Genomic DNA, 20554 nt, shown 5'->3' on the forward strand with positions numbered 1-20554 from the left:
GACAACAAGGCCGGGCGAAGGCGCGTGCGTCCTCAGCGCGCCTTTTGCATCGACGACTTCTCGGCGCTTTCCTTGATGAGGCGGTCGATATGCATTCGGATATGCGCCGCCTCGGCGGCGGTGTTGGCCAAAGCGATGGCGCGGTCGAAGGCGACGCGCGCCTCCTCGTTGCGGCCAAGCTGCATAAGCAGCCCGCCCCTCAGCCCGAAGAAGTGGAAATAGCCCGACAGCCGCTCTTCCAGCGGCTCGATCATGGCAAGTGCTGCCTCCGGGCCGCGCACCTTGCTGACCGCTACGGCACGGTTCAGCGTCACCACCGGTGACGGCTGCATCTGCTCCAACAGGCCGTAGAGCAGGTCGATCTCGGCCCAGTCGGTATCCTCGGCCGTCGCCGCCCGCGCATGCAGCGCCGCGATCGCCGCCTGCACCTGGTAGGGTCCGGGCTTGCGATGGCGCAGCGCCTTGTCGACCAGCGCCAGGCCCTCGTCGATCATCTTGCGGCTCCAAAGCGAGCGGTCCTGGTCCTCGAGCAGCACGATCTCGCCATTCTCGTCGAAGCGCGCCGGCGCGCGCGCATGCTGGAGAAGCAGCAGCGCCGTCAGCCCCATGATTTCCGGTTCCTGCTGGAACAGCCTGAGCAGCAGCCGGGCAAGGCGGATCGCCTCTTCGCAAAGCGGCGCCCGGGCCGGTGCCTCGCCGCCATTGCTGGAATAGCCTTCGTTGAAGATCAGATAGACCATCGCGGCGACCGCGGCGAGCCGCTCCGAGCGCTCGACCGCGCCTGGCGTCTCGAACGGCACGCCGGCGTCGGCAATGCGCGCCTTGGCGCGGGTGATGCGCTGTTCCATGGCGCCCTCGCCGACCAGGAAGGCGCGCGCGATCTGCTTGACGGTGAGGCCGGAGACGATGCGCAGCGCCACCGCGATCTGCTGCGTTGCCGGCAGATCCGGATGGCAGCAGATGAACAGAAGCCGCAGGATGTCGTCGCGGTAATGCGCGCCGTCCAGCCGCTCGGCCATGTCCCTCTCGGCGTCCTCCAGATCCGATACCTGGTCTTCCTCCGGCATCGGCGCCTGCTTGGAGCGCTTGCGCACCGCGTCGATGCCGCTGTTGCGCCCGACGAAGATCAGCCAGGCCGCCGGATCGCGCGGCGGCCCGTTCTTCGGCCAGTTCTTGAGCGCCCTCAGGCATGCGTCCTGGAAAGCCTCTTCCGCGGCATCGAGGTCGCGGAAGTAGCGCAGCAGCGCGCCCATCGCCTGCGGACGGGCGTTGCTGATTGCGGTGCTTATCCAGGCGAGCTCTGTCATACCGCGACCTTTGTCGGATTGAAGACCGAAACCGGCCGGATCTCATAGGAGCCGCCGCTCGGATTGACCTCGGAGAGCTCGCGCGCGAATTCGACGGCTTCGTCGAGATCGTTGCATTCGAGCGTGTAGAAGCCCAGGAATTGTTCCTTGGTCTCGGCGAACGGACCGTCGAGCACGACCGACTCCCCCTTGACTTTCCGCAGCGTCGTGGCCGCCGTGGTCGGCAAAAGCCGCGCCACGGGGCCTAGCCGGCCGGCCTTGGCGTATTTGTCCTGCACGTTCAGGAGCTTTGCCATGACCTCGTCGTCCTGTTCCTTGCTCCAGGAGCAAACGACGTCTTCGGAGGCATAGCAGAGGATGGCGTAGAGCATGGTCTCGTCCTTTCCGTATCAAAGGACGCGACACTAGGACCCTTCCCGACACGAGGTCGATAAAAAAATTCATCGCCCGATCACGGACTTGGCGATCTTTGCGCCTGACTGTCAGGCGCCATGCGCCTGCAGCCATCTGAGCACCAGCGTTTCTTCCTCGTCCAGCCCGGATATCAGGCGCTTGCGCTTGTTGGCCTCTGCCATCTCGTCAAGCAGGCGCCCTTTGCTCCAGGCCTCGAACACCAGCGGATGGATGTAGCATTTGCGGCAGACCGCCCGCGTATTGCCCAACCGCTCCGCGACCTTGTCGACGACGCTGTTGATCACCCGGTTTTGCTGCCTTTTGCTTTCCGGCAGCTCGGTCGCGGCAAACAGCGACGCCGCATGGATTGTGCCGCCCCAGGTGCGGAAATGCTTTGAGCTGAAGTCGGCACCGGATGCCTCGCGGATATAGCGGTTGACGTCCTCCGAACGCACCGGCCGCCGGTCGCCATGCTCGTCGAGATATTGGAACAGCTTCTGTCCGGGCAGATCCTGGGCGCCGCGCACCACCTTGGCGATGCGGCGGTCGACCAGCTTCAGCTTCCATTCCTTGCCCGACTTGCCCTTGAAGGCGAAGCGCAGGCTGGAGCCGTTGATCTCCACATGGCGGTCGCGCAGCGTGGTCAGCCCGAAGCTCTTATTGTCGCGCGCATAGGCCGCGTTGCCGATGCGGATCATGGTGTTGTCGAGCAACCAGACCACCGAGGCGACGACACGCTCCAGAGGCAGCCCGTGCCGGCGCAGGTCGGCGTCGATCTGCCGCCTGAGAACAGGCAGGCTTTCCGCGAACGCGACGAGGCTTGAATATTTGACGCCGTCGCGTTCCTCGGTCCATTGCGGGTGATAACGGTATTGTTTGCGGCCGCGCTGATCCCGGCCCGTTGCCTGGATATGGCCGTCCGGATCGGGCGATATCCATACATCCGTCCAGGCCGGCGGAATGACGATCGCCCTGATGCGGGCAAGCGTCGCTTCGTCGACGGCTCTGCCATCGGGTCCCAAATAGGAGAACCCCGTGCCTTTTCGCAATCTGCGGATGCCGGGATCGGCATCGCTGACATAGTTGAGCGACGTGCTCTCCGCCGAGTTGCGGGCGCCGTTCCTTCGGGTTTCCTCGTCCCGCGCCGAGCGGTCCGATGACGATTGTAAATGCTGCAACATGCCGGCTCCGCGAAATGACCCGTAGATAAAGCCGCGCGCCGATGACTGGTTCCGAATGAGATTTCAGTCCCGCCGGTTGACGGACAGATCCGCCATCCAGAGCCCGCCATCGTCGGCATGAGCGGGAAAATACTCGCGGCCCTTTGGCACCGCCTCGAGGACCATTCCCGACTCGTCCGCCAGATAGTCGTAGCCGATCTGCTGCAGCCGGCGATCCGGATCGAGGCGATTGTAGAGTTCGCGGCGCGCCATGCGCCGCTTTGGCTCGATCATCTTCAAATGATAGAGATTGAGGCCGCTATCCTCGAGCCTGAAGCCGATATCGTCGGGAAACCAGGCGCCATGCAGATCCTTCGATCTATAGCGCTCAGGAGGGTAGGCGCCAAAAAGCCTGTGCTGCATCTTCTGGCCCCACGGGCCATCGACCCTGTAGCTGGCCGGCGTATACATCTCCCAGCAGCGGAATCCCCAGGCGATGCGCCTGGACCCGCTGGTCAGCCGGCCGATGCGGCCGGCGACGGCATTTTCCAGCCTTTCGTCGGGATCCATGGCCAGAACCCAATCGGCGCCCGCCTCATGGGCCGCGGCGATAAGCGCGCGCCGCCTCTGCGGCTCGCTGCTGAAAAGCCCCTCCGAGGCGCGGTCGTCATAGGCGATCCAGCCGTCAATGACAGGCTCAAGGTTGGCGATGAGGTCGGGCACGAGGTGCTGATCGTAGCGATAGCTGAAGACGGCGACGATTTTGCGCCGCGACCAAAGCCATCGGCCGCGCCGCCGGCGCGGCGGCTTCATCTCGATGGTGATCATCGCCGGCCCTCCGTCTTGCAGCCATGCCGGGCGCCGGCGGACGCCCCCAACGATTTGGCGAACAATGCCAGCCACACGATCGGCAGCGACAGCCTGGCGAAAGCCCGATCCCTGCCGGACAGCCCCTCCTTGATCAGCGTGCCGACATTGCGCCGGTCGTGGAACACCTTGCGGAACGGGCGCGCGGGTCTTTCGGCTTCGAGGGACCCGAGATAGGCGCCATAGCGGCGCCCGCGGCGATATTGGTCGGCAAGCAATCCGAATAGACTCGTCTCGTTGCGGTGAATAGTCAGGATCCTCGGTTCCCAGACCGGCTGCAAAGCCTGCGGCAACCTGGCCATGAATTCGGTGTCTTCTCCCGACGTCAGCCGCTCGTCGAACGCTCCGTATCGCTCGAACAGCTTCCGGTCGAACGAAACGCCGTAGCGCTGCGCCTTCTCGGCCGGAAGACCGGGCAGGCGTCGCATATAGGTGACGAGATGCGCCGCGCAGGCGACCAGATTGCGCGGGTGGCTGTTGAGGACGGCGCTCGCCACAGCCGCCTCGCCTTTCCGGTGACGCTGCAGCCGGATTTCGGCCCATTGTGGACAGGCCAGGCAATCATCCGCGAGAAAAGCGACGAATGGAGCCTGCGTTGCGGCTATGCCACGATTTCGCGCGGCGCCGGCAAACAGTCGCTCCTCGACATCGATCACCGTGACGTCGATGCCGCAATCGGCAAGCAGCGCTTTGGGGTTGCCGCCGCCGGAATTCACCACCACGATCTCGAGCGGAACATTCTGATCGAGCACCGACCTTACCGCGGCCGCCAGTACGGCGGGTGCCCGGAAACCAATCACCACAACCGCGAGATCCGGCTTCCCGGCCATCAGGCGCTTTGCAGCTGGGCGGCAGGCGCCGAGAACCGGCGCCGCAACGCGATCTTCAGCCGATAGCGCATGCAGCGCCAGACATCCGCACCCGCCCGAGGCGCGGCTTCAGCCACGCTGAGGAATCTCGCCGCCATGTCGAAATCGCCGCGCGCATAATGAACGCGCGCGATCTTCAAAGCGACGAGCCTTCCCGGGTCTTGAGCGACCGCTCCGCGATGCCGCAGGACCGGAGCCGGCGCAGCGCCAGGCGCCATTGGAGAAAGCCCGTGGCAGGCTTGATCGTGAAACGGTCGTCGGACCGCTCAGCCGACACGAAATAGATGAAGATCGGTCGTGTCAGGACCGCAAGCGAGCCTTTGGCCATCAGGCGCGCCCAAAACAGCGTGTCTTCGTCATAGGCGAGCCCGGTCGGGAACCTCGTGTCACCGACAACCCGCCGCGACACCAGCGCGCTGCCGACCGCGATCGATCGTATCCGCCCTTCGAGATAGGCGCAGGCATTGGCCGGTCCGCTTGCCGCATAGCCGCCTGGCAGCTTGATCGACCGCTTCTCGCCATCGACCTGTCGGCGGTAGGCGCCAACGACCATGTCGGCTTCCGATTGCGCCCTTGCCTTGGCCAGCAATGCGCGCAGCCCACCCTCCAAATGAAGGTCGTCGGCATCGATCATATAGATCCAGGGAAAACTGGCCTGTTCCAGCCCTAGATTCCTGGAACCGCCGGCGTCACGGCAGTTCGATTTGATGATGCGCAGCGGCAAGGCAAGCCGCAATGCAGCGTCCGTAGCGACGGCCTCGGTGGCGTCGGAAGACGAATCATCGACCAGCAGCACCTCGCCGATGACTTCTTTTTCCGGCGCCAGCGAAGCGAGCGTCCGCGCGATCGTCCGAGCCGCATCATGTGCCGGAATGATGACGCTTACCGCTTTCAAATCTGTCCCCACGCCGCCACGCGATCCGAGAGCAACCAATCCCGATATTCAAGATACCGGGTGCCCCTGCCCTTGAGAAGCGTCTGCGGGCGACCGGTCTGTTATCACACCTTTTCGACAGCGACCGGAATGACGTCGACCGCCTGTTCGCCGACCTGACCGCCCGTCGTCTTCAGCACGCCGACGATCGGCGCCACGTCGGAATAATCGCGTCCGCACCCGACCGTGATATGGTCGTTGCTCGCCCGCATGCCGTTGGTCGGATCGAACTCCTGCCAGCCGGCATCACGCCCGCACCAGGCCTTGACCCAGGCATGCATGGCATCCGCGCCTTCGAGCCGGGGCTTGCCCTTGGGCGGAATCGTGCGCAGGAAGCCGCTGACATAGCCGGCCGGGATGCCAAGCCCACGCAGGCCGGCGATCATGATATGCGAGAAATCCTGGCACACGCCGCGCTTCAGCGCAAAGGCGTCGCTCGCCCGCGTCTGAACCGTGGTTGCCCTGCCGTCATAGGAGAAATCGCGATGGATGCGATTGCAGAGATCGACCGCCGTGCCCACGACAGAACCGGCAAGGCTCTCCCGCGCATAGGCGGTGATCGCCGGATCAATGCCGACATGATCGCTGGCGGCTAGGAAATGATGCGGCGCGGACGGCGACAATGACCGCACCAGATCGAGCTCAGCCCTCAGCCCGCTCATGCCGGGGGAGACATCGAGGCCCGGCTCGGGCCGCGAGACCGAAACCCGCGCGCTCATCCGGATGTCGAGGGTCTCATGCGCCTCGCGAAAGGCGATCGAGGTGACGTTGTTGCCGAAGAAATCGGAGAAGTCGGCACGCTCGGCCGGCGTCGGCTGAAAGGACAGCGAGGCCGCGATGACGCGCTGCACCCCGGCGATCGTCTGCGGCATCACGCGCACCTGATGCCGTCCGCCGCCGGCGGCGGCGGCATAGTCGTAGTGCAGATGGAGTTTGATGTCGTAGAGCATCTAACCGAAATAGGCTCGGGCAAGGCTGTTGTAGAGATCGCCGATCTGGCCAGCGAGGTCGTCAAGCAGTTTGGCGCTCATGTCCGACGGCTCCATCACGGCGATTGCCGTGTTGAGCTGCAGGATTCCCTTGGCCGCGGGCGACATATGCCCCTCGCCGCCGATCGAAGGCAGCATGCCGATCTCCGCCTTCAGCCGCTCGAGCTGGAACAGGATGGATCGCGGATTGAGCGGGTCGAGCGCCAGCAGGTCGATCACCGTGCGCCGCCCGGCCTGCACCGGATATTGCCGGCGATGGGTCATGACGCTGTCGCCGATCTCCAGCATCATGTCGAGCGCGCCTTCCGGCGCCCCGTTCCTAGTCAGCCGACTGAGCGTACGGGCGATCTGGATGCCGCGTTCCAGCCTGCGGCCGATTTCCAGGAAGCGCCAGCCGGTGAAGCGATACATGTTCTCGTGCAGCAGGCCGGAAAAGCCGGCGAGCTTGCGCAACATCACCGTCATCGCCCGCGTCGCGTCGTCTCCGGGCGCGACCGTCTCCGCGAATTTGTGGATGGTCTTCGACAGGTCCTTCAGCGCCAGCCAGCCATCGGGAGAGAAGCGGTCGCGAATTTGCCCCGCGCTGTAGACCGCGCTGTCCAAAGTGCCGATCAGCCCCTGTGGTATCGCCGTTTCCACCTCGATGCCGAACGGCTCCAGATAGTCCCTGATATCGGCAAGCAGCGGCATATCCGGATCGGACGTCTCGGCAAGCCGCACGTGATAGGCGCGCAACACGCGCACCGTGTCTTCCGAACGCTCGATATAGCGCCCGAGCCAGGTCAGGTTCTCCGCCGCGCGGCTGGGCAGGCTGCCCGGCATGGTGCGGGTGAAGCCGTCATTCTCCTGCGGCAGCAATGTCTCACGCTCGACCGGCCTGTCGCTGACCACCCAGACATCCGCCGCCTGGCCGCCGCGCTGCATCGCGATCGCCGTCGGGTCGAGCGAAAAGCCGACGCGTGCGAAGCCACCGGGCATCACCGTCCAGCCGTCCGGCGTGCGTGCCAGATAGACGCGCAGGCTGGCGGGCCGTGGCTCCAGCACGCCGCCGACGAAAACCGGCGTGGTCGACAGCGTCACCGCTTCCTGGCCGACGAAACCGGCGCCGTCCGCCTCGATGCGCGCGACGAGCTCGGCCCGCTCTCCGGCCGAAAGGGAAGATCCGAGCCGTGTCGCGCCATCGTCCTCGAAGGCGAGCCGGGTCGACAGCGCCGGGCCGACGACCATGCGGTCGATATTGGCCAGCACATGGGCGCGCTCGGCCTCCTGCCCGCACCACCAGGTGGCGATGCTCGGCAGCTTGAGATCGTCGCCTTGCAGTTCTCGCGCGATCCTGGGCAGGAACGACAGCAAGGCCCGCGTCTCCATCAGGCCTGAGCCAAGCGCATTGACCGCCGAAACCGTGCCGCGCCGGATCGCCTCGACCAGGCCCGGCGTGCCGATCTGCGAGTCCGGCCTGAGTTCCAGCGGATCGACAAAGGCGGCATCGAGCCGTCGCCACAAGACGCCGATCGGCAGCAGGCCCGAGACGGTGCGCACCATGAGCCCGCCGCCGGAAACGGTCAGATCCTCGCCCTCGAGGAGCATGATGCCGAGATAGCGGGCGATATAGGCGTGCTCGTAATAGGTTTCGTTGAGCGGTCCGGGCGTCAGGATGGCGACGCGGCCGCCCGACTCCTTGGCCATCCCGTTCAGCGCGTCGCGGAAACGGCGGAAGAAGCCGGCGAGCCGATGCACATGCATCTCGCCATAGACGTCCGACAGCGCGCGCGTCGTGGCGACGCGGTTCTCCAGCGCGAAGCCCGCGCCGGACGGCGCCTGCGCGCGATCGCCCAGGACCCACCAGCGCCCGTCGGGGCCACGGCCGAGCTCGAAGGCGACCATGTGCAGGAAATGCCCGCTGGCCGGGCGGACGCCGGCGACGGGGCGCAGATATTCGGGGCTCGCCGCGATCAGCCCCGCCGGCAGGATGCCCTTTTCGATCAGCCGGTTCGGCCCATAGATGTCGGCCAGGAAGGCTTCGAACAGGTCGGCGCGCTGGACGAGGCCGGCGCTGATCTCGGCCCATTCCTTCTCGTCGATCAGCAGCGGAACATGCGCGAGCGGCCATTCGCGCTCGTTGGCCCCGGCCTGTTCGTAGACGCGATAATAGACGCCGGCGTCGCGCAAATATTGGTCGGCGCGGGCGAACCGCTGCCCAAGCCGCTCCGCCCCCAGATCGTCGAGCGCGTCGATGAAGAAGCGCCAGGCCGGACGCGGGGTGCCGGCCGCGTCGACCATTTCGTCGAAGACGCCTTCGATCGGCCGGTAGCGTTCCAGCAGGCCCTGCGCCTGCGGCTTGCCGCCCGCCCGTCTCTGATTCCCCTTGGCCATTGTCGATCAGAATCTCGCCGGCCGCCTGAGGTCAAGGGTCATGGGAAAATCTTCAGAGGCTTCTTCGTCACGCAGCACATAGCCGCCGGCCGTGTGGCCGCGCGGTTCGAACCGGGCAAGCCGTCGCGCCTCGGCCTCGTTGCCGTTGACCGGGAAGGTGTCGTAATTGCGGCCGCCCGGATGCGCGACATGGTAGACGCAGCCGCCGACCGAGCGGCCCGACCAGCGGTCATAGATGTCGAAGACCAGCGGCGTGCTGACCGGCAGGGCCGGATGCAGGCCCGAGGCCGGCTGCCAGGCCTTGAAACGCACGCCGGCCACCGCGACCTCGCGATTGTCGGTGACCCTCATCGGCACGACGCGGCCGTTGCAGACGATGGCGTGACGCTTCGGATTGAGCCCTTCGGTCCGCACCTGCAGCCGCTCGACCGAGGAGTCGACAAACCGGACCGTGCCGCCGATGGCGCCCTGCTCGCCCATCACATGCCAGGGCTCCAGCGCCTGCCTCAATTCCAGCTTGACGCCGGCATGTTGCACCTCGCCGCAGAATGGAAAGCGGAACTCGAGTTGGGCTGCGAACCATTCGGGACGGAAGTCGAAGCCGCTCAGCTTCAAATCCTCCAGCACGTCGAGGAAATCCGCCCAAACGTAATGAGGCAGCATGAAGCGGTCGTGCAGCGAGGTGCCCCAGCGCACGAACCGGCCGTCGAGCGGGTTCTTCCAGGCGCGCGCGATGATCGCGCGGACCAGCAATTGCTGCGCGAGCGACATACGCGCATTGGGCGGCATCTCGAAACCGCGGAACTCGACAAGGCCCAGCCGGCCGGTCGGACCGTCCGGCGAGAACAATTTGTCGATGCAGATCTCCGAACGATGCGTGTTACCGGTCACGTCGGTCAACAGATTGCGGAACAGCCGGTCGACCAGCCATAGCAAGGGCGCCTCGCCCTTCTCCGGATGCGGCACCTGCGCCAGCGCGATCTCCAGCTCGTAGAGCGAATCGTGCCTCGCCTCGTCGATGCGCGGCGCCTGGCTGGTCGGGCCGATGAACAACCCTGAGAACAGATAGGACAGCGACGGATGCCGCTGCCACTGCAGCACCAGGCTTTTCAGCAGGTCGGGCCGGCGCAGGAACGGGCTGTCATTCGGCGTCGCGCCCCCTACCACGACATGGTTGCCGCCGCCGGTGCCGGTGTGGCGGCCGTCGATCATGAACTTGTCGGTGCCGAGCCGCGACTGCCGCGCCTCCTCATAGATCGCGCTGGTCGTCGCGACGCATTCCCGCCAGTTCGCGGCCGGGTGGATGTTCACCTCGATGACACCGGGATCGGGCGCGACGCGGATGACGTTGAGGCGTGGATCGTGCGGCGGAGCATAGCCCTCGATATGCACCGGCAGGCCGACGGCCTTCGCCGCGTTCTCGGCTGCCGCCACCAGTTCGAGATAATCCTCCAGCGCCTCGACCGGCGGCATGAACACGCAGAGCCGCCCGTTGCGCGGCTCGACGCTGAGCGCGGTGCGCACCGCGCCGCCGATCTCGGTCAGTTGCTGCTCGACCCGGTCCTGCCGGGCCGTGGCGGCGGTGAAGGACGCCTCGGCCTGTTGCCGCGCCATTTCGTCGGCGCCGCCGGCCGGCGCTTCCCGCAGGATGGCATCGCGCGCCGGCAGCGTGCCGCGCGGCACGGAGGGATCGACCGGCACGATATAGGGGAATTGCGCCGGCGGCACGTAAGGCAGCGCGCCGAGCGGCAGGCGATAGCCGACCGGTGAATCGCCCGGCACCAGGAACAGGCGGCCCCGCCGCGTCCTCCATGTCTCCGAGCGCCAGCGATTACCGGCGGCCTGGCTGTTCCAGCGCTGCACCGGCAGCACATAGCCGGACGGCTTGGTCAGCCCGCGCTCGAAGACGCGCGCCATACGGCTGCGCTCTTCCGGATCCTCCAGCTTCGAGTTGGACGGGTCGACATTGTCGGGCAGCTTGCTTTCCTTGAGCAGCCATTCGCCCGGATCCTCATAGGCCTCGCTGACCATCGCCTTGTCGATGCCGAGTTCGCCGGCGATCGCCTTGAGCAGGCTTTCGGCCTGCTCCGGTCCCACGGCGGCACCACCCTTTTCCCGCGCGATCAGCGACGGATCGCGCCAGACCGGCTCGCCGTCGGTGCGCCAGTAGAGCGAGAAGGTCCAGCGCGGCAGGCTTTCGCCCGGATACCACTTGCCCTGACCGTAATGCAGGAAACCGCCCGGCGCGAAGCGCTCGCGCAGCCGGCGGATGAGCTGGTCGGCCTTGTCGCGCTTGGTCGGGCCGACGGCGGCCGTGTTCCATTCGGCGGATTCGAAATCGTCGATCGACACGAAGGTCGGCTCACCGCCCATGGTGAGCCGCACGTCCCCGTCTTTCAGCGCCGCGTCGACTTTTTCGCCCAGTCGGTCAAGCTCCTCCCAGCTTTCATCGGAGAACGGCTTGGTGATGCGCGGATGTTCGGCGATGCGCTCGACCCGCATGTCGAAGCCGAAATCGACATTGGCGAAGCTCGCCATGCCGGAGATGGGAGCCGCATTGCGGAAATGCGGCGTCGCGGCCAGCGGCACATGGCTTTCGCCGGTGAGCAGGCCGGAAGTCGGGTCGAAGCCGATCCAGCCGGCACCGGGAATATAGACCTCGCACCAGGCATGCAGGTCTGTGAAATCGACCGAGGTCCCGGGCGGTCCGTCGAGCGCGACGAGGTCCGGCTTGAGCTGGACCAGATAGCCGGAGACGAAACGCGCGGCGATGCCGAGGTTGCGCAGGATCTGGACCAGGAGCCAGCTTGAATCCCGGCACGAGCCCTTGCCGGCGGAAAGCGTCTCTTCCGGCGAATAGACACCGGTCTCCATGCGCACGATATAGGCGATCTCGCGCTGCAGCCTTGCATTGAGGCCTACGAGGAAGCTGACGGTGTTGGCCGGGCTGCGGTCTATGCTTTCGAGGAATTTGGACAGGAGCGGTCCTGCCGGTTCCGGTTTCAGGTAGATGGCGAGATCTTCCCTGACCTCCTCAGGGTAATCGAACGGGAAGTTTTCCGCGCTCTCCTCGACGAAGAAGTCGAACGGATTGTAGACCGTCATGTCGGCAACGAGGTCGACCTCGATCTTCAGTTCCGTCACCGGCTCCGGAAAGACGAAGCGGGCGAGGAAGTTGCCGTATGGGTCCTGCTGCAGGTTGACGAAGTGGTTCTTCGGCTCGACCTTCAGCGAGTGGCTGAGCACCTTGGTGCGCGAATGCGGCGCCGGCTGCAGCCTGATCACCTGGGGACCGAGCGCCACCGGCCGGTCATATTTTTAATGGGTCAGGTGATGGACGGCCGCCAGAATTGCCATGGTGCCCCGGAGAATGGCGTTTTATCGCCAGACCGTGACACAAGTCATGGCCATTCTCCAAGCAGAGATGTTGCGCTGCACCCAAATTAAGCAGCGTTACCGGTTCAGAAAAACGCCTGCAGCCCCGTCTGCGCTCTTCCGAGGATCAGCGCATGCACGTCATGCGTGCCCTCATAGGTGTTGACCGTCTCCAGGTTCTGCGCGTGGCGCATCACGTGGTAGCCGATCTGGATGCCGTTGCCGCCATGCATGTCGCGGGCTTGGCGGGCGATGTCGAGCGCCTTGCCGCAATTGTTGCGCTTGACGATCGAGATCATCTCCGGCGCCATCTTGCCTTCGTCCATCAGCCGGCCGACGCGCAACGAACCCTGCAGTCCGAGAGCGATCTCGGTCTGCATGTCGGCAAGCTTCTTCTGGAAGAGCTGCGTGCCGGCGAGCGGCTTGCCGAACTGTCTTCTGTCGAGGCCATATTGCCGCGCCCGGTGCCAGCAATCTTCCGCCGCGCCCATCGCGCCCCAGGAAATGCCGTAACGCGCCCGGTTGAGGCAGCCGAACGGACCTTTCAGGCCCGAGACATTGGGCAGCAGCGCCTCTTCGCCGACCTCGACGCCTTCCATCACCACTTCGCCGGTGATCGAAGCGCGGAGGCTGAGCTTGCCGCCGATCTTCGGCGCCGAAAGCCCCTTCATGCCCTTTTCCAGGATAAAACCGCGGATCTGGTTGTCATGCGCGGCCGACTTCGCCCAGACGACGAAGACATCGGCGATCGGCGCATTCGAGATCCACATCTTGGAACCGGAGAGCTTATAGCCGTTCGCGGTCTTCTCGGCGCGCGTCTTCATGCCGCCCGGGTCGGAGCCGGCATCCGGCTCGGTCAGGCCGAAGCAGCCGATCCATTCGCCGGAGGCGAGCTTCGGCAGGTATTTTTTGCGCTGCTCTTCCGAGCCATAGGCATGGATCGGATACATGACCAGCGACGACTGCACGCTCATCATCGAGCGGTAGCCGGAATCGATGCGCTCGACCTCACGCGCCACCAGCCCGTAGGTGACATATCCGGCGCCGAGCCCGCCATATTCTTCCGGAATGGTGATGCCGAGCAGGCCCGCCTCGCCCATCTCGCGAAAGATCGACGGATCGGTCTTCTCGTCGGCATAGGCTTCCTCGATGCGCGGCGCCAGCTTGTCGGCCGCGAACGCCGCCGCCCCGTCGCGCACCATGCGCTCGTCCTCGGAAAGCTGGTCCTCGATCAGGAAAGGATCGTTCCACACGAAGGCATTCTTCTCAGCGGCCATGGCCCGCTCTCCCGGCATATTTGAGGTGCCCGGCTTATCGGCCTCCGCAGGGGAAAAATCAAACGAAATTGCATCACGGATCAATGAGCGTTAGTAATGGATCATGAACGTCCAGCGCCGCCTTTTGCCCAACACCGCTGCCCTTGCCGCCTTCGAAGCGGTGGCGCGCCTCGGCTCCTTCACCGCCGCCGCGCGCGAGCTCGACCTGACGCAAGGGGCCGTCAGCCGGCAGATCAACCTGCTGGAAGAGCAGTTCGGCCGGCGTTTGTTCGAGCGCGACAGCCGCAATGTCAGGCTCTCGACGGCCGGCGAGACCTATGCCGAAGCGGTGCGCTCGGCGCTTGGCCAGTTGCGCGACGCAGCACTTGGATTGATGAGCAATCGGCATAGCGGTGTTCTCAATCTGGCCATCCTGCCGACCTTCGGCACGCGCTGGCTGATGCCGCTGATCCCGGATTTCGTCGCTCGCCACCCCGATGTCACGATCAACTTCGCCACCCGTATCGGCCGCTTCGACTTCACGCGCGAGCGCCTCGACGCCGCGATCCATCACGGCATGCCCGATTGGCCCGAGGCGGATTGCACGCTTCTGATGCGCGAAACCGTTATGCCGGTGGTTTCGCCCGAATTCCTGGCCAACCGCGCGATCGCCGCGCCGGCCGATATCAGTCGCTTGCCATTGCTGCATATGGCGACGCGTCCCGGCGCCTGGAGCGAATGGTTCGAGCATCAGGGGCTGGAGGCGCCGACCGGTCCCGGCATGCAGTTCGAGCAGTTCGGCACCGTCGCCCAGGCCTGCATGGCCGGGCTCGGTGTGGCGCTGCTGCCGGAAATTCTGATTGCGGGTGAATTGCAGCGCGGCCAGTTGGTGCCCGCCCCCGGCCAGCCGATGCAAAGCCGCAGCGCCTATTATCTGGTCGTGCCGCACGACAAACGCGGCCACCCGCCGGTCGCCAGTTTTCGCGACTGGCTGCTGGGTCAGATCGGCAAGGAGCCAGCAGTGCTCGCGTGGTAGCTACTTCCGTTTCATCGCTTCCGCGAGCGCCGCACCGAATGCGCCCTGCGAAGGGCGCTCCGGCTGGCGATGCGGCGCCTGAGATCGCGGCGCCGGCTTGCCGCCACTATGGTCGCGCTGGCCGCCACGGGGCGCCCCGCCCTCGCCGCCATCCTTGCGCATCGACAGCCCGATGCGCTTGCGTTTGATGTCGACATCGACGACCCGCACCTTCACCACGTCGCCCGCCTTCACCACCTCATGCGCATCCTTCACGAAACGGTCGGCCAGTTGCGAGACATGCACCAGCCCGTCCTGGTGCACCCCGATATCGACGAAGGCGCCGAAGGCCGCGACATTGGTGACGGTGCCTTCGAGCAGCATGCCTGGTTTCAAATCCTTGATGTCGTCGACGCCCTCGGCAAAGGTCGCGGTCTTGAAGCCGGGGCGCGGGTCGCGTCCGGGCTTTTCCAGCTCGGCGATGATGTCGCGCACCGTCGGCAGGCCGAAGCGCTCATCGACGAAGACGCGCGGATCGAGCGCCTTGAGCACGGCGCTGTCGCCCATCAACGAACGCACGTCGCGGCCGCAGGCGGCGACGATCTTCTTCGCCACGCCGTAGGCTTCCGGGTGTACCGATGACGCATCGAGCGGCTCAGTGCCGTTCGGGATGCGCAGGAAACCGGCGCACTGCTCGAATGCGCGCGGCCCTAGCCGCGCCACCTTGAGCAGGTCCTTGCGGCTGGCAAACGGCCCGGTCGCGTCGCGATGCGCGACGATCGCCTCGGCGAGCGACGGCCCAAGCCCCGACACCCGCGCCAAGAGCGGCGCCGACGCCGTGTTGAGGTCGACGCCAACCGCGTTCACCGCATCCTCGACCACCGCTTCGAGCGAGCGGCCGAGCCGGTATTGGTCGACATCGTGCTGGTACTGGCCGACACCGATCGATTTCGGCTCGATCTTGACCAGCTCGGCGAGCGGATCCTGCAGTCGCCTGGCGATCGACACCGCGCCGCGCAGCGAGACGTCGAGACCGGGGAATTCTGCCGCTGCCGTCGCCGAGGCCGAATAGACCGAGGCGCCGGCCTCGCTGACGATCACCTTGAGCGGCTTCGGTCCGGCGCCGGCCGGCAGCTCCGACAGCATGTCGGCCACCAGCTTTTCGGTCTCGCGGCTGCCCGTGCCGTTGCCGATGGAGATCAGCTCGACCTTGTGCTGGCGGATCAAGGCGGGCGAGTTCCGCCTGCGTGCCGCGCACATCGTTTTTCGGCGGGAACGGGTAGACGGTCGTCGTCGCCACCAGCTTGCCGGTGCCGTCGACTACCGCCACCTTGATGCCGGTGCGGATGCCGGGGTCCAGCCCCATGGTCGGCCGCGAGCCGGCGGGAGCGGCCAACAGCAGGTCCTTCAGGTTGCGGGCAAAGACATGGATCGCCTCGTTCTCGGCCCGCTCGCGCAAGTCGCGCATTAAGTCGAGCGTCAGATGCAGCGACAGTTTTATCCGCCAAGTCCAGCCGGCGACTTCCATCAGCCATTTGTCGCCCGGCAGGGTGCCGCCGATCGCATAGGCATTGGCGATCATGCGTTCGACCGGCTTCACCGGTGAGGTATCGTCGGCATCGACCTCGATATCGAGCGACAGCACCTCTTCATTGCGGCCGCGCAGCATGGCCAAAGCACGGTGGCTGGGCACGCCCGACCAACGCTCGACATGGTCGAAATAGTCGGAAAATTTCGCGCCGGCTTCCTGCTTGCCGTCGACCACTTTTGCGCGCAGGAAGGCGCGTTCCTTCATATAGGCGCGCAGCTTGCCGACCAGATCGGCATTCTCGGCGAACTGCTCCGACAGAATGTCGCGCGCGCCTTCGAGCGCTGCCTTGGCGTCGGGAACCTCGTCGGTGACATAGGCGAGCGCAAGCTCGCTCGGTACCGCCGACCGGTCGGCCAGGATTGCCTCGGCGAGCGGCCTGAGCCCGCGCTCCTTGGCGATCTCGGCCTTGGTGCGCCGCTTCGGCTTATAGGGCAGGTAGATATCCTCGAGTTCCGCCTTCGTGGTGGCCGCCGCGATCTTGGCTTCCAGCTCCTCGGTCAGCTTGCCCTGCTCGCGGATGGAGCTGACGATCGTCTCCCGCCGGGAATCGAGCTCGCGCAGATAAGCGAGCCGCTCGGAAAGATCGCGCAACTGCGTGTCGTCCAGACCCCCGGTGACTTCCTTGCGGTAGCGCGCCACGAGAAGGGGACTGTCGCGCCCTCGTCGAGCAGCCCGATCGCCGCTGCGGCCTGTTCCGGCCGCGCGCCGATCTCGGCCGCGATGATTGCTGCGATGCGCTTGATGTCCGATGCCATGCTGGTCCCTGCAGAAACGAGCGGCGACCATAGGCCGGCAGAACCGCTACGCCAACCGCAGCGGTTTCATCACAGGGCGAAGGTCCACAGAAAACAGCCCTTGGAACCAGCCTCCAGTCGGCTCAAACCATTTGGCTCAGCGCTCCCAGGAACGCCACAATGTCGTCGTCCAGCTTCTCATCCACCGGCTCCGGCTGCGACGACATCTTGGCAATGACCACTTCCGTCTTCGGATTGACGTAGAGCCACTGGCCGTGAATGCCGATGCCGCAGAAGGCGCCACTGTCATGGCCGGTCTGGTACCATTTGTTGCGGTAGCGTCCCTTCGGGAACAAAAACGCCATCGTGCCGCGCCGCCAGGCTTCATGGCTGCCGCCGGTGGCGACCGTGTCGCGCACCCAGGCTTCCGGCACGATGCGGCGGCCGTTTGCCGTGCCGCCCTGCCGCATCATCTCGCCGATGCGTGCAAGGTCGCGCGGGGTCATCGACATGCCGCCGGCCGTGCGCGCCGTGCCTTCCATGTCGACCGTCACCGACATGTCGCTTGCGGCCCCCAGCGGCAGCCAAAGCTTCTCGCGGAGCAACTCGCTCACGCGCGTTCCCGACGCCCGCTCGACGACGATGCCGAGCACATCTGAATTGGGCGAGCGGTAGCGATAGGTCTGGCCATGCGGCTCGGCAAGGCGCCGGATGGTCATCAGGAAGGAAGCGAGGCTCTCCGATCCGCCGCCGGGATTCCACAGCGTCGAGCGGCGGTAGCGGGCAAAGGCGCTTTCCGGATCGAGATAGGCCTCCTCGAAATCGAGGCTCACCGTCATGTCGAGCACATTGCGCACGCTCGCATCGGCATAGGCCGAGCCCTTGGCTTCGGGAATGTATTGCGTCACCGGCGCGGTGGGGTCGAACAACTCCTCGCCTTCCAATATGCCTGCGAGGATCGCCGTCACCGACTTGCTGATCGAAAAGATGATGTGGCGGGCTCCGAACGGCATATGCGGCGCCGACCAGTCGCCGACCAGCTTGCCGGTCTTCAGAATCGTCAGTCCGTCCGTGTCGGAACGTTTCAGAAAGCCCTCGACCGTTTCACTGCCGCCGGCGAGTGAGACCTTCTCCTCGAGCAATGCGCCGAGCGATTTCGCCTGCTCCTCGCCGCCGGGCGCCGCCGCGACATGCGCGCTCGGCACCAGTTCGCCGACATTCTGGAAGGACCATCGGTTGAACGGCGAAAGCCGCCAGGTTTCGAGCCGCACATCCTTGCGGGCAAAGCCATATTTGGCCTCGAAGGCGCTCTTGCCAGTCACGACACTCTCCCAGATTCGATTTGCGGTTTCAGGCCAGCGCGGCGGCGATGGCATGCACCGCCTTCTGCGTCGCCACCGAATAGGCGAAGTTGAGGAAATCCGGATAGGTCGAAAGCTTCACCACAACCATCCTGTGTTCCCAGCTGATATGGATCAATTGGCCGAACACGCCGCGGCACATCAGCGAGCGTGAGCGCGAATCCTCGATCCAGAACTGGTTGCGGTAGCTGCCGTCCGGCAGGGTCGGGCTGAAATTCGGTCCGTGCCTGCCGGTGCGCGTCGCCTCGATCCAGTCGGCCGGAATGACGCCGCCGCCATGGTCGAGGATCAGCTGCCCGAAGCGGCCGTAGTCACGCAGCGTCGCGTTGAAGCCGCCATCGGCCAGCGCATAGCCGGCACTGTCGACGGTGAAGCAGGCGCTTTCGTCGGCGCCGAGCTTTTGCCAGAGTTCTTCCGAGACGAGCTGCGCCAGGCGCTTGCCGCTCACGCGCTCCATGATGAAGGCGAGCACGTCGGTCTCGATCGAGCGGTATTCGAAAGCCTCGCCATGCGGGCGCACTTTGTCCTTCAGCCGCAGGATCAGCTCGAACAGATGCGACGGCCACGCAAAATCCGGATCGCTACCTGGCGGGATCGGCTTCCAGCCGGTCGCGACATCGAGCTGGCCGATCTCGGAATAGCGGTCGGTATATTCCTCGGAAAAGCGCACGCCCGTCGTCATGTCGAGCACTTGCTGGACGGTAGCGCCGGCCCAGCCGGTCTCGCCGAGTTCCGGCAGATAGTCGGTCACCAACCTGCCCGGATCGATCAGGCCGCGCCCGACCAGTATGCCGCACACCGATCCGGTGACGGACTTGGCCATCGACTGCGACAGATGCAGCGTGCGCTCGTCCATGCCGTTGAAATAGCGCTCATAGGCTATTCTGCCGTCCTTCAGCACCAGGAAGCCGTCGGCATAGGTTTCGTCGAGCAGGCCAGCGAGTGTCGTCGGTGCGTCGTTGCTGTCGGCCACCGGCAGATCGTCGAGATCCACCTCCGAGCGCTCGAGGCGACGGCGATGGCCGTTGCCGCGCCAAACCTCGACCGTCGGCAGGAATTCGCGGATGTGCTGGAAGGCCCAGCGGTTCCACGGCGGCCGGTCCCAGTCGAGCTTCGGCGGCACCAGCCTCGGCGGCGAGCCCTGCATGATCGGCGGCCGCGGATCGGAGTTGCGATAGGACGACAAGAATTTCCTCCTCGAGGCATGCCGCTCAAAAGCCCCTCGTAGAGCGATATGCACAGAAACACTCACAAGGAAGGGAGGCCGTAGCCTCCCCTCCTTTCATGCGTCGCGCTGTTTATTTGCGCAGGTTGGTCCAGATCTTGTTGTAGATCTCCACCACGTCCGGCGGGCACGGCGGCACGAATTCCGGTGTCGGCGAGCCAGCCGGAGGGCTGATTTCCGGCGAGTTGGCGAATTCCGCAGGCAGGAATTTGTGGCTGCCCGCGATGCCATTGTCATAGCCGGCGAACTCCGAGATCAGCGCCGCGTTTTCCGGAGCCATGACGAAGTCCTGGAACAGCTTGGCGTTCTCGAGGTTCTTTGCGCCCTTCAGCACCGCGACATTGTCCATCCAGCCTTCGATGCCTTCCTTCGGATAGGCATATTTGATCGCCGGGATCTTCTGCCGCGAACGGTAGCTGGCGCCGTTCCACTGTTCCGAAACGATGACGTCGCCGGAAGTGATCTTGGTGATGGTGTCGTAGCTGAAGGTTTTCCACGACGGCTTGGCGGCCATGAGGATGTCGTTGATCTTCTTCAAATTGGCTTTGTCCGCGCCGCAGCGCGGCACGCCGGCATAGCGCTCGGCCGCGTGCATCACGGTGTTGACGTCGTCGAGCATGTTGATCTGACCCTTCAGTTCATCGGGCGGATTGAACAGGATGGCCAGCGTGTTGATGTCGCCCTTGAACTTGTCCGTATTGACGGAGAACGCGGTCGTGCCGAATTGCCACGGTGCGGTATAATGGCGCCCGGCATCCCAATAGACGTCGACGAAACGCGGATCGATGTTCTTGCCGTTCGGCATCGCGTTGGGCTCGGTCTTTTCGAGCAGGCCCTCTTCGACCATGATCTTCACGGTGTAGTCGGACGGCACCACGATGTCATAGCCGGAATTGCCGGCGCGCACCTTGGACAGCATGGTTTCGTTGGAATCGTAGTCGTCCAGCGTCACCTTGACGTTGTACTGCTTCTCGAATTTTTCGATCAGCTTGGGGTTGGTGTAGTCGCCCCAGTTGTAGATATGCAGCTCGCCGTCGGCGAGCGCCGGCACTGCCCACAAAAGAACGGCCGCGGAAACGGCCGCCATCAGTTTTCCAGACATTTT

General features: G+C 65.1%; 14 protein-coding genes and 2 pseudogenes. 1 reads left to right on the forward strand and 15 read right to left on the reverse strand.

Annotated features, from left to right (window positions below; all coding sequences use genetic code 11):
- Positions 1-32 precede the first annotated feature (32 nt).
- The 11 genes and pseudogenes from ACVMIM_RS30230 to ACVMIM_RS30280 all read right to left on the reverse strand — a co-directional run bounded on the left by ACVMIM_RS30230 (position 33) and on the right by ACVMIM_RS30280 (position 13544).
- A complete protein-coding gene (locus ACVMIM_RS30230; protein WP_476116469.1) occupies positions 33-1307 on the reverse strand; it encodes an RNA polymerase sigma factor in 1275 nt (424 codons plus the stop codon).
- Entirely contained in the window at positions 1304-1678 is a 375-nt protein-coding gene (locus ACVMIM_RS30235; protein WP_040997043.1) for a YciI family protein, read from the reverse strand. The genes ACVMIM_RS30230 and ACVMIM_RS30235 overlap by 4 nt, the downstream gene beginning before the upstream one ends.
- 111 nt (positions 1679-1789) lie before the next feature.
- Complete coding sequence (locus tag ACVMIM_RS30240; RefSeq protein ID WP_476116471.1) at positions 1790-2881, reverse strand: DNA topoisomerase IB; 1092 nt, start codon at positions 2879-2881, stop codon at positions 1790-1792.
- A 63-nt stretch (positions 2882-2944) separates the two neighbouring features.
- Positions 2945-3688 (reverse strand): hypothetical protein, encoded by a 744-nt coding sequence (locus tag ACVMIM_RS30245; protein WP_476116473.1) that lies wholly within the window; start codon positions 3686-3688, stop codon positions 2945-2947.
- A complete protein-coding gene (locus ACVMIM_RS30250; protein ID WP_476116474.1) occupies positions 3685-4557 on the reverse strand; it encodes a glycosyltransferase family 2 protein in 873 nt (290 codons plus the stop codon). Before ACVMIM_RS30250 ends, ACVMIM_RS30245 begins: the two co-directional genes overlap by 4 nt.
- A complete protein-coding gene (locus tag ACVMIM_RS30255) occupies positions 4557-4736 on the reverse strand; it encodes a hypothetical protein (RefSeq protein WP_476116476.1) in 180 nt (59 codons plus the stop codon). Before ACVMIM_RS30255 ends, ACVMIM_RS30250 begins: the two co-directional genes overlap by 1 nt.
- A complete protein-coding gene (locus ACVMIM_RS30260) occupies positions 4733-5491 on the reverse strand; it encodes a glycosyltransferase family 2 protein (protein ID WP_476116477.1) in 759 nt (252 codons plus the stop codon). Before ACVMIM_RS30260 ends, ACVMIM_RS30255 begins: the two co-directional genes overlap by 4 nt.
- Positions 5492-5595: 104 nt before the next feature.
- The gene (locus tag ACVMIM_RS30265) at positions 5596-6480 is read right to left on the reverse strand and encodes a transglutaminase family protein (RefSeq protein WP_476116479.1); all 885 of its coding nucleotides are present in this window, start codon (positions 6478-6480) and stop codon (positions 5596-5598) included.
- A complete protein-coding gene (locus ACVMIM_RS30270) occupies positions 6481-8892 on the reverse strand; it encodes a circularly permuted type 2 ATP-grasp protein (RefSeq protein ID WP_476116481.1) in 2412 nt (803 codons plus the stop codon).
- 6 nt (positions 8893-8898) lie between these two features.
- Positions 8899-12249: pseudogene (locus ACVMIM_RS30275) on the reverse strand (transglutaminase family protein).
- Between the two features lie 104 nt (positions 12250-12353).
- Positions 12354-13544 (reverse strand): acyl-CoA dehydrogenase, encoded by a 1191-nt coding sequence (locus ACVMIM_RS30280; RefSeq protein WP_476116483.1) that lies wholly within the window; start codon positions 13542-13544, stop codon positions 12354-12356.
- A 103-nt stretch (positions 13545-13647) separates the two neighbouring features.
- Here ACVMIM_RS30280 and ACVMIM_RS30285 point away from each other — a divergent pair, with 103 nt between their 5' ends.
- Positions 13648-14559, forward strand: coding sequence for a LysR family transcriptional regulator (locus ACVMIM_RS30285; protein WP_476116485.1), 912 nt, complete (start codon positions 13648-13650; stop codon positions 14557-14559).
- Here the strand turns inward: ACVMIM_RS30285 and ACVMIM_RS30290 are convergent.
- The 4 genes and pseudogenes from ACVMIM_RS30290 to ACVMIM_RS30305 form a co-directional block, all read right to left on the reverse strand.
- A pseudogene (locus tag ACVMIM_RS30290) lies at positions 14560-16884 on the reverse strand (Tex family protein).
- Positions 16885-17006: 122 nt separating this feature from the next.
- A complete protein-coding gene (locus ACVMIM_RS30295) occupies positions 17007-18185 on the reverse strand; it encodes a serine hydrolase domain-containing protein (RefSeq protein WP_476116487.1) in 1179 nt (392 codons plus the stop codon).
- A gap of 28 nt (positions 18186-18213) precedes the next feature.
- Positions 18214-19410, reverse strand: coding sequence for a serine hydrolase domain-containing protein (locus ACVMIM_RS30300; protein WP_476116489.1), 1197 nt, complete (start codon positions 19408-19410; stop codon positions 18214-18216).
- A 112-nt stretch (positions 19411-19522) separates the two neighbouring features.
- Positions 19523-20551 (reverse strand): extracellular solute-binding protein, encoded by a 1029-nt coding sequence (locus tag ACVMIM_RS30305; RefSeq protein ID WP_040997071.1) that lies wholly within the window; start codon positions 20549-20551, stop codon positions 19523-19525.
- Positions 20552-20554: the final 3 nt, after the last annotated feature.

Source organism: Mesorhizobium sp. USDA 4413, assembly GCF_056280365.1.

What these genes read in the sequence shown, in the direction of transcription:
- ACVMIM_RS30230 (WP_476116469.1), bottom strand. Translation starts at nt 1,307, where the DNA reads ATGACAGAGCTCGCCTGGATAAGCACCGCAATCAGCAACGCCCGTCCG.
- ACVMIM_RS30235 (WP_040997043.1), bottom strand. Translation starts at nt 1,678, where the DNA reads ATGCTCTACGCCATCCTCTGCTATGCCTCCGAAGACGTCGTTTGCTCC.
- ACVMIM_RS30240 (WP_476116471.1), bottom strand. Translation starts at nt 2,881, where the DNA reads ATGTTGCAGCATTTACAATCGTCATCGGACCGCTCGGCGCGGGACGAG.
- ACVMIM_RS30245 (WP_476116473.1), bottom strand. Translation starts at nt 3,688, where the DNA reads ATGATCACCATCGAGATGAAGCCGCCGCGCCGGCGGCGCGGCCGATGG.
- ACVMIM_RS30250 (WP_476116474.1), bottom strand. Translation starts at nt 4,557, where the DNA reads ATGGCCGGGAAGCCGGATCTCGCGGTTGTGGTGATTGGTTTCCGGGCA.
- ACVMIM_RS30265 (WP_476116479.1), bottom strand. Translation starts at nt 6,480, where the DNA reads ATGCTCTACGACATCAAACTCCATCTGCACTACGACTATGCCGCCGCC.
- ACVMIM_RS30270 (WP_476116481.1), bottom strand. Translation starts at nt 8,892, where the DNA reads ATGGCCAAGGGGAATCAGAGACGGGCGGGCGGCAAGCCGCAGGCGCAG.
- ACVMIM_RS30280 (WP_476116483.1), bottom strand. Translation starts at nt 13,544, where the DNA reads ATGGCCGCTGAGAAGAATGCCTTCGTGTGGAACGATCCTTTCCTGATC.
- ACVMIM_RS30285 (WP_476116485.1), top strand. Translation starts at nt 13,648, where the DNA reads ATGAACGTCCAGCGCCGCCTTTTGCCCAACACCGCTGCCCTTGCCGCC.
- ACVMIM_RS30305 (WP_040997071.1), bottom strand. Translation starts at nt 20,551, where the DNA reads ATGTCTGGAAAACTGATGGCGGCCGTTTCCGCGGCCGTTCTTTTGTGG.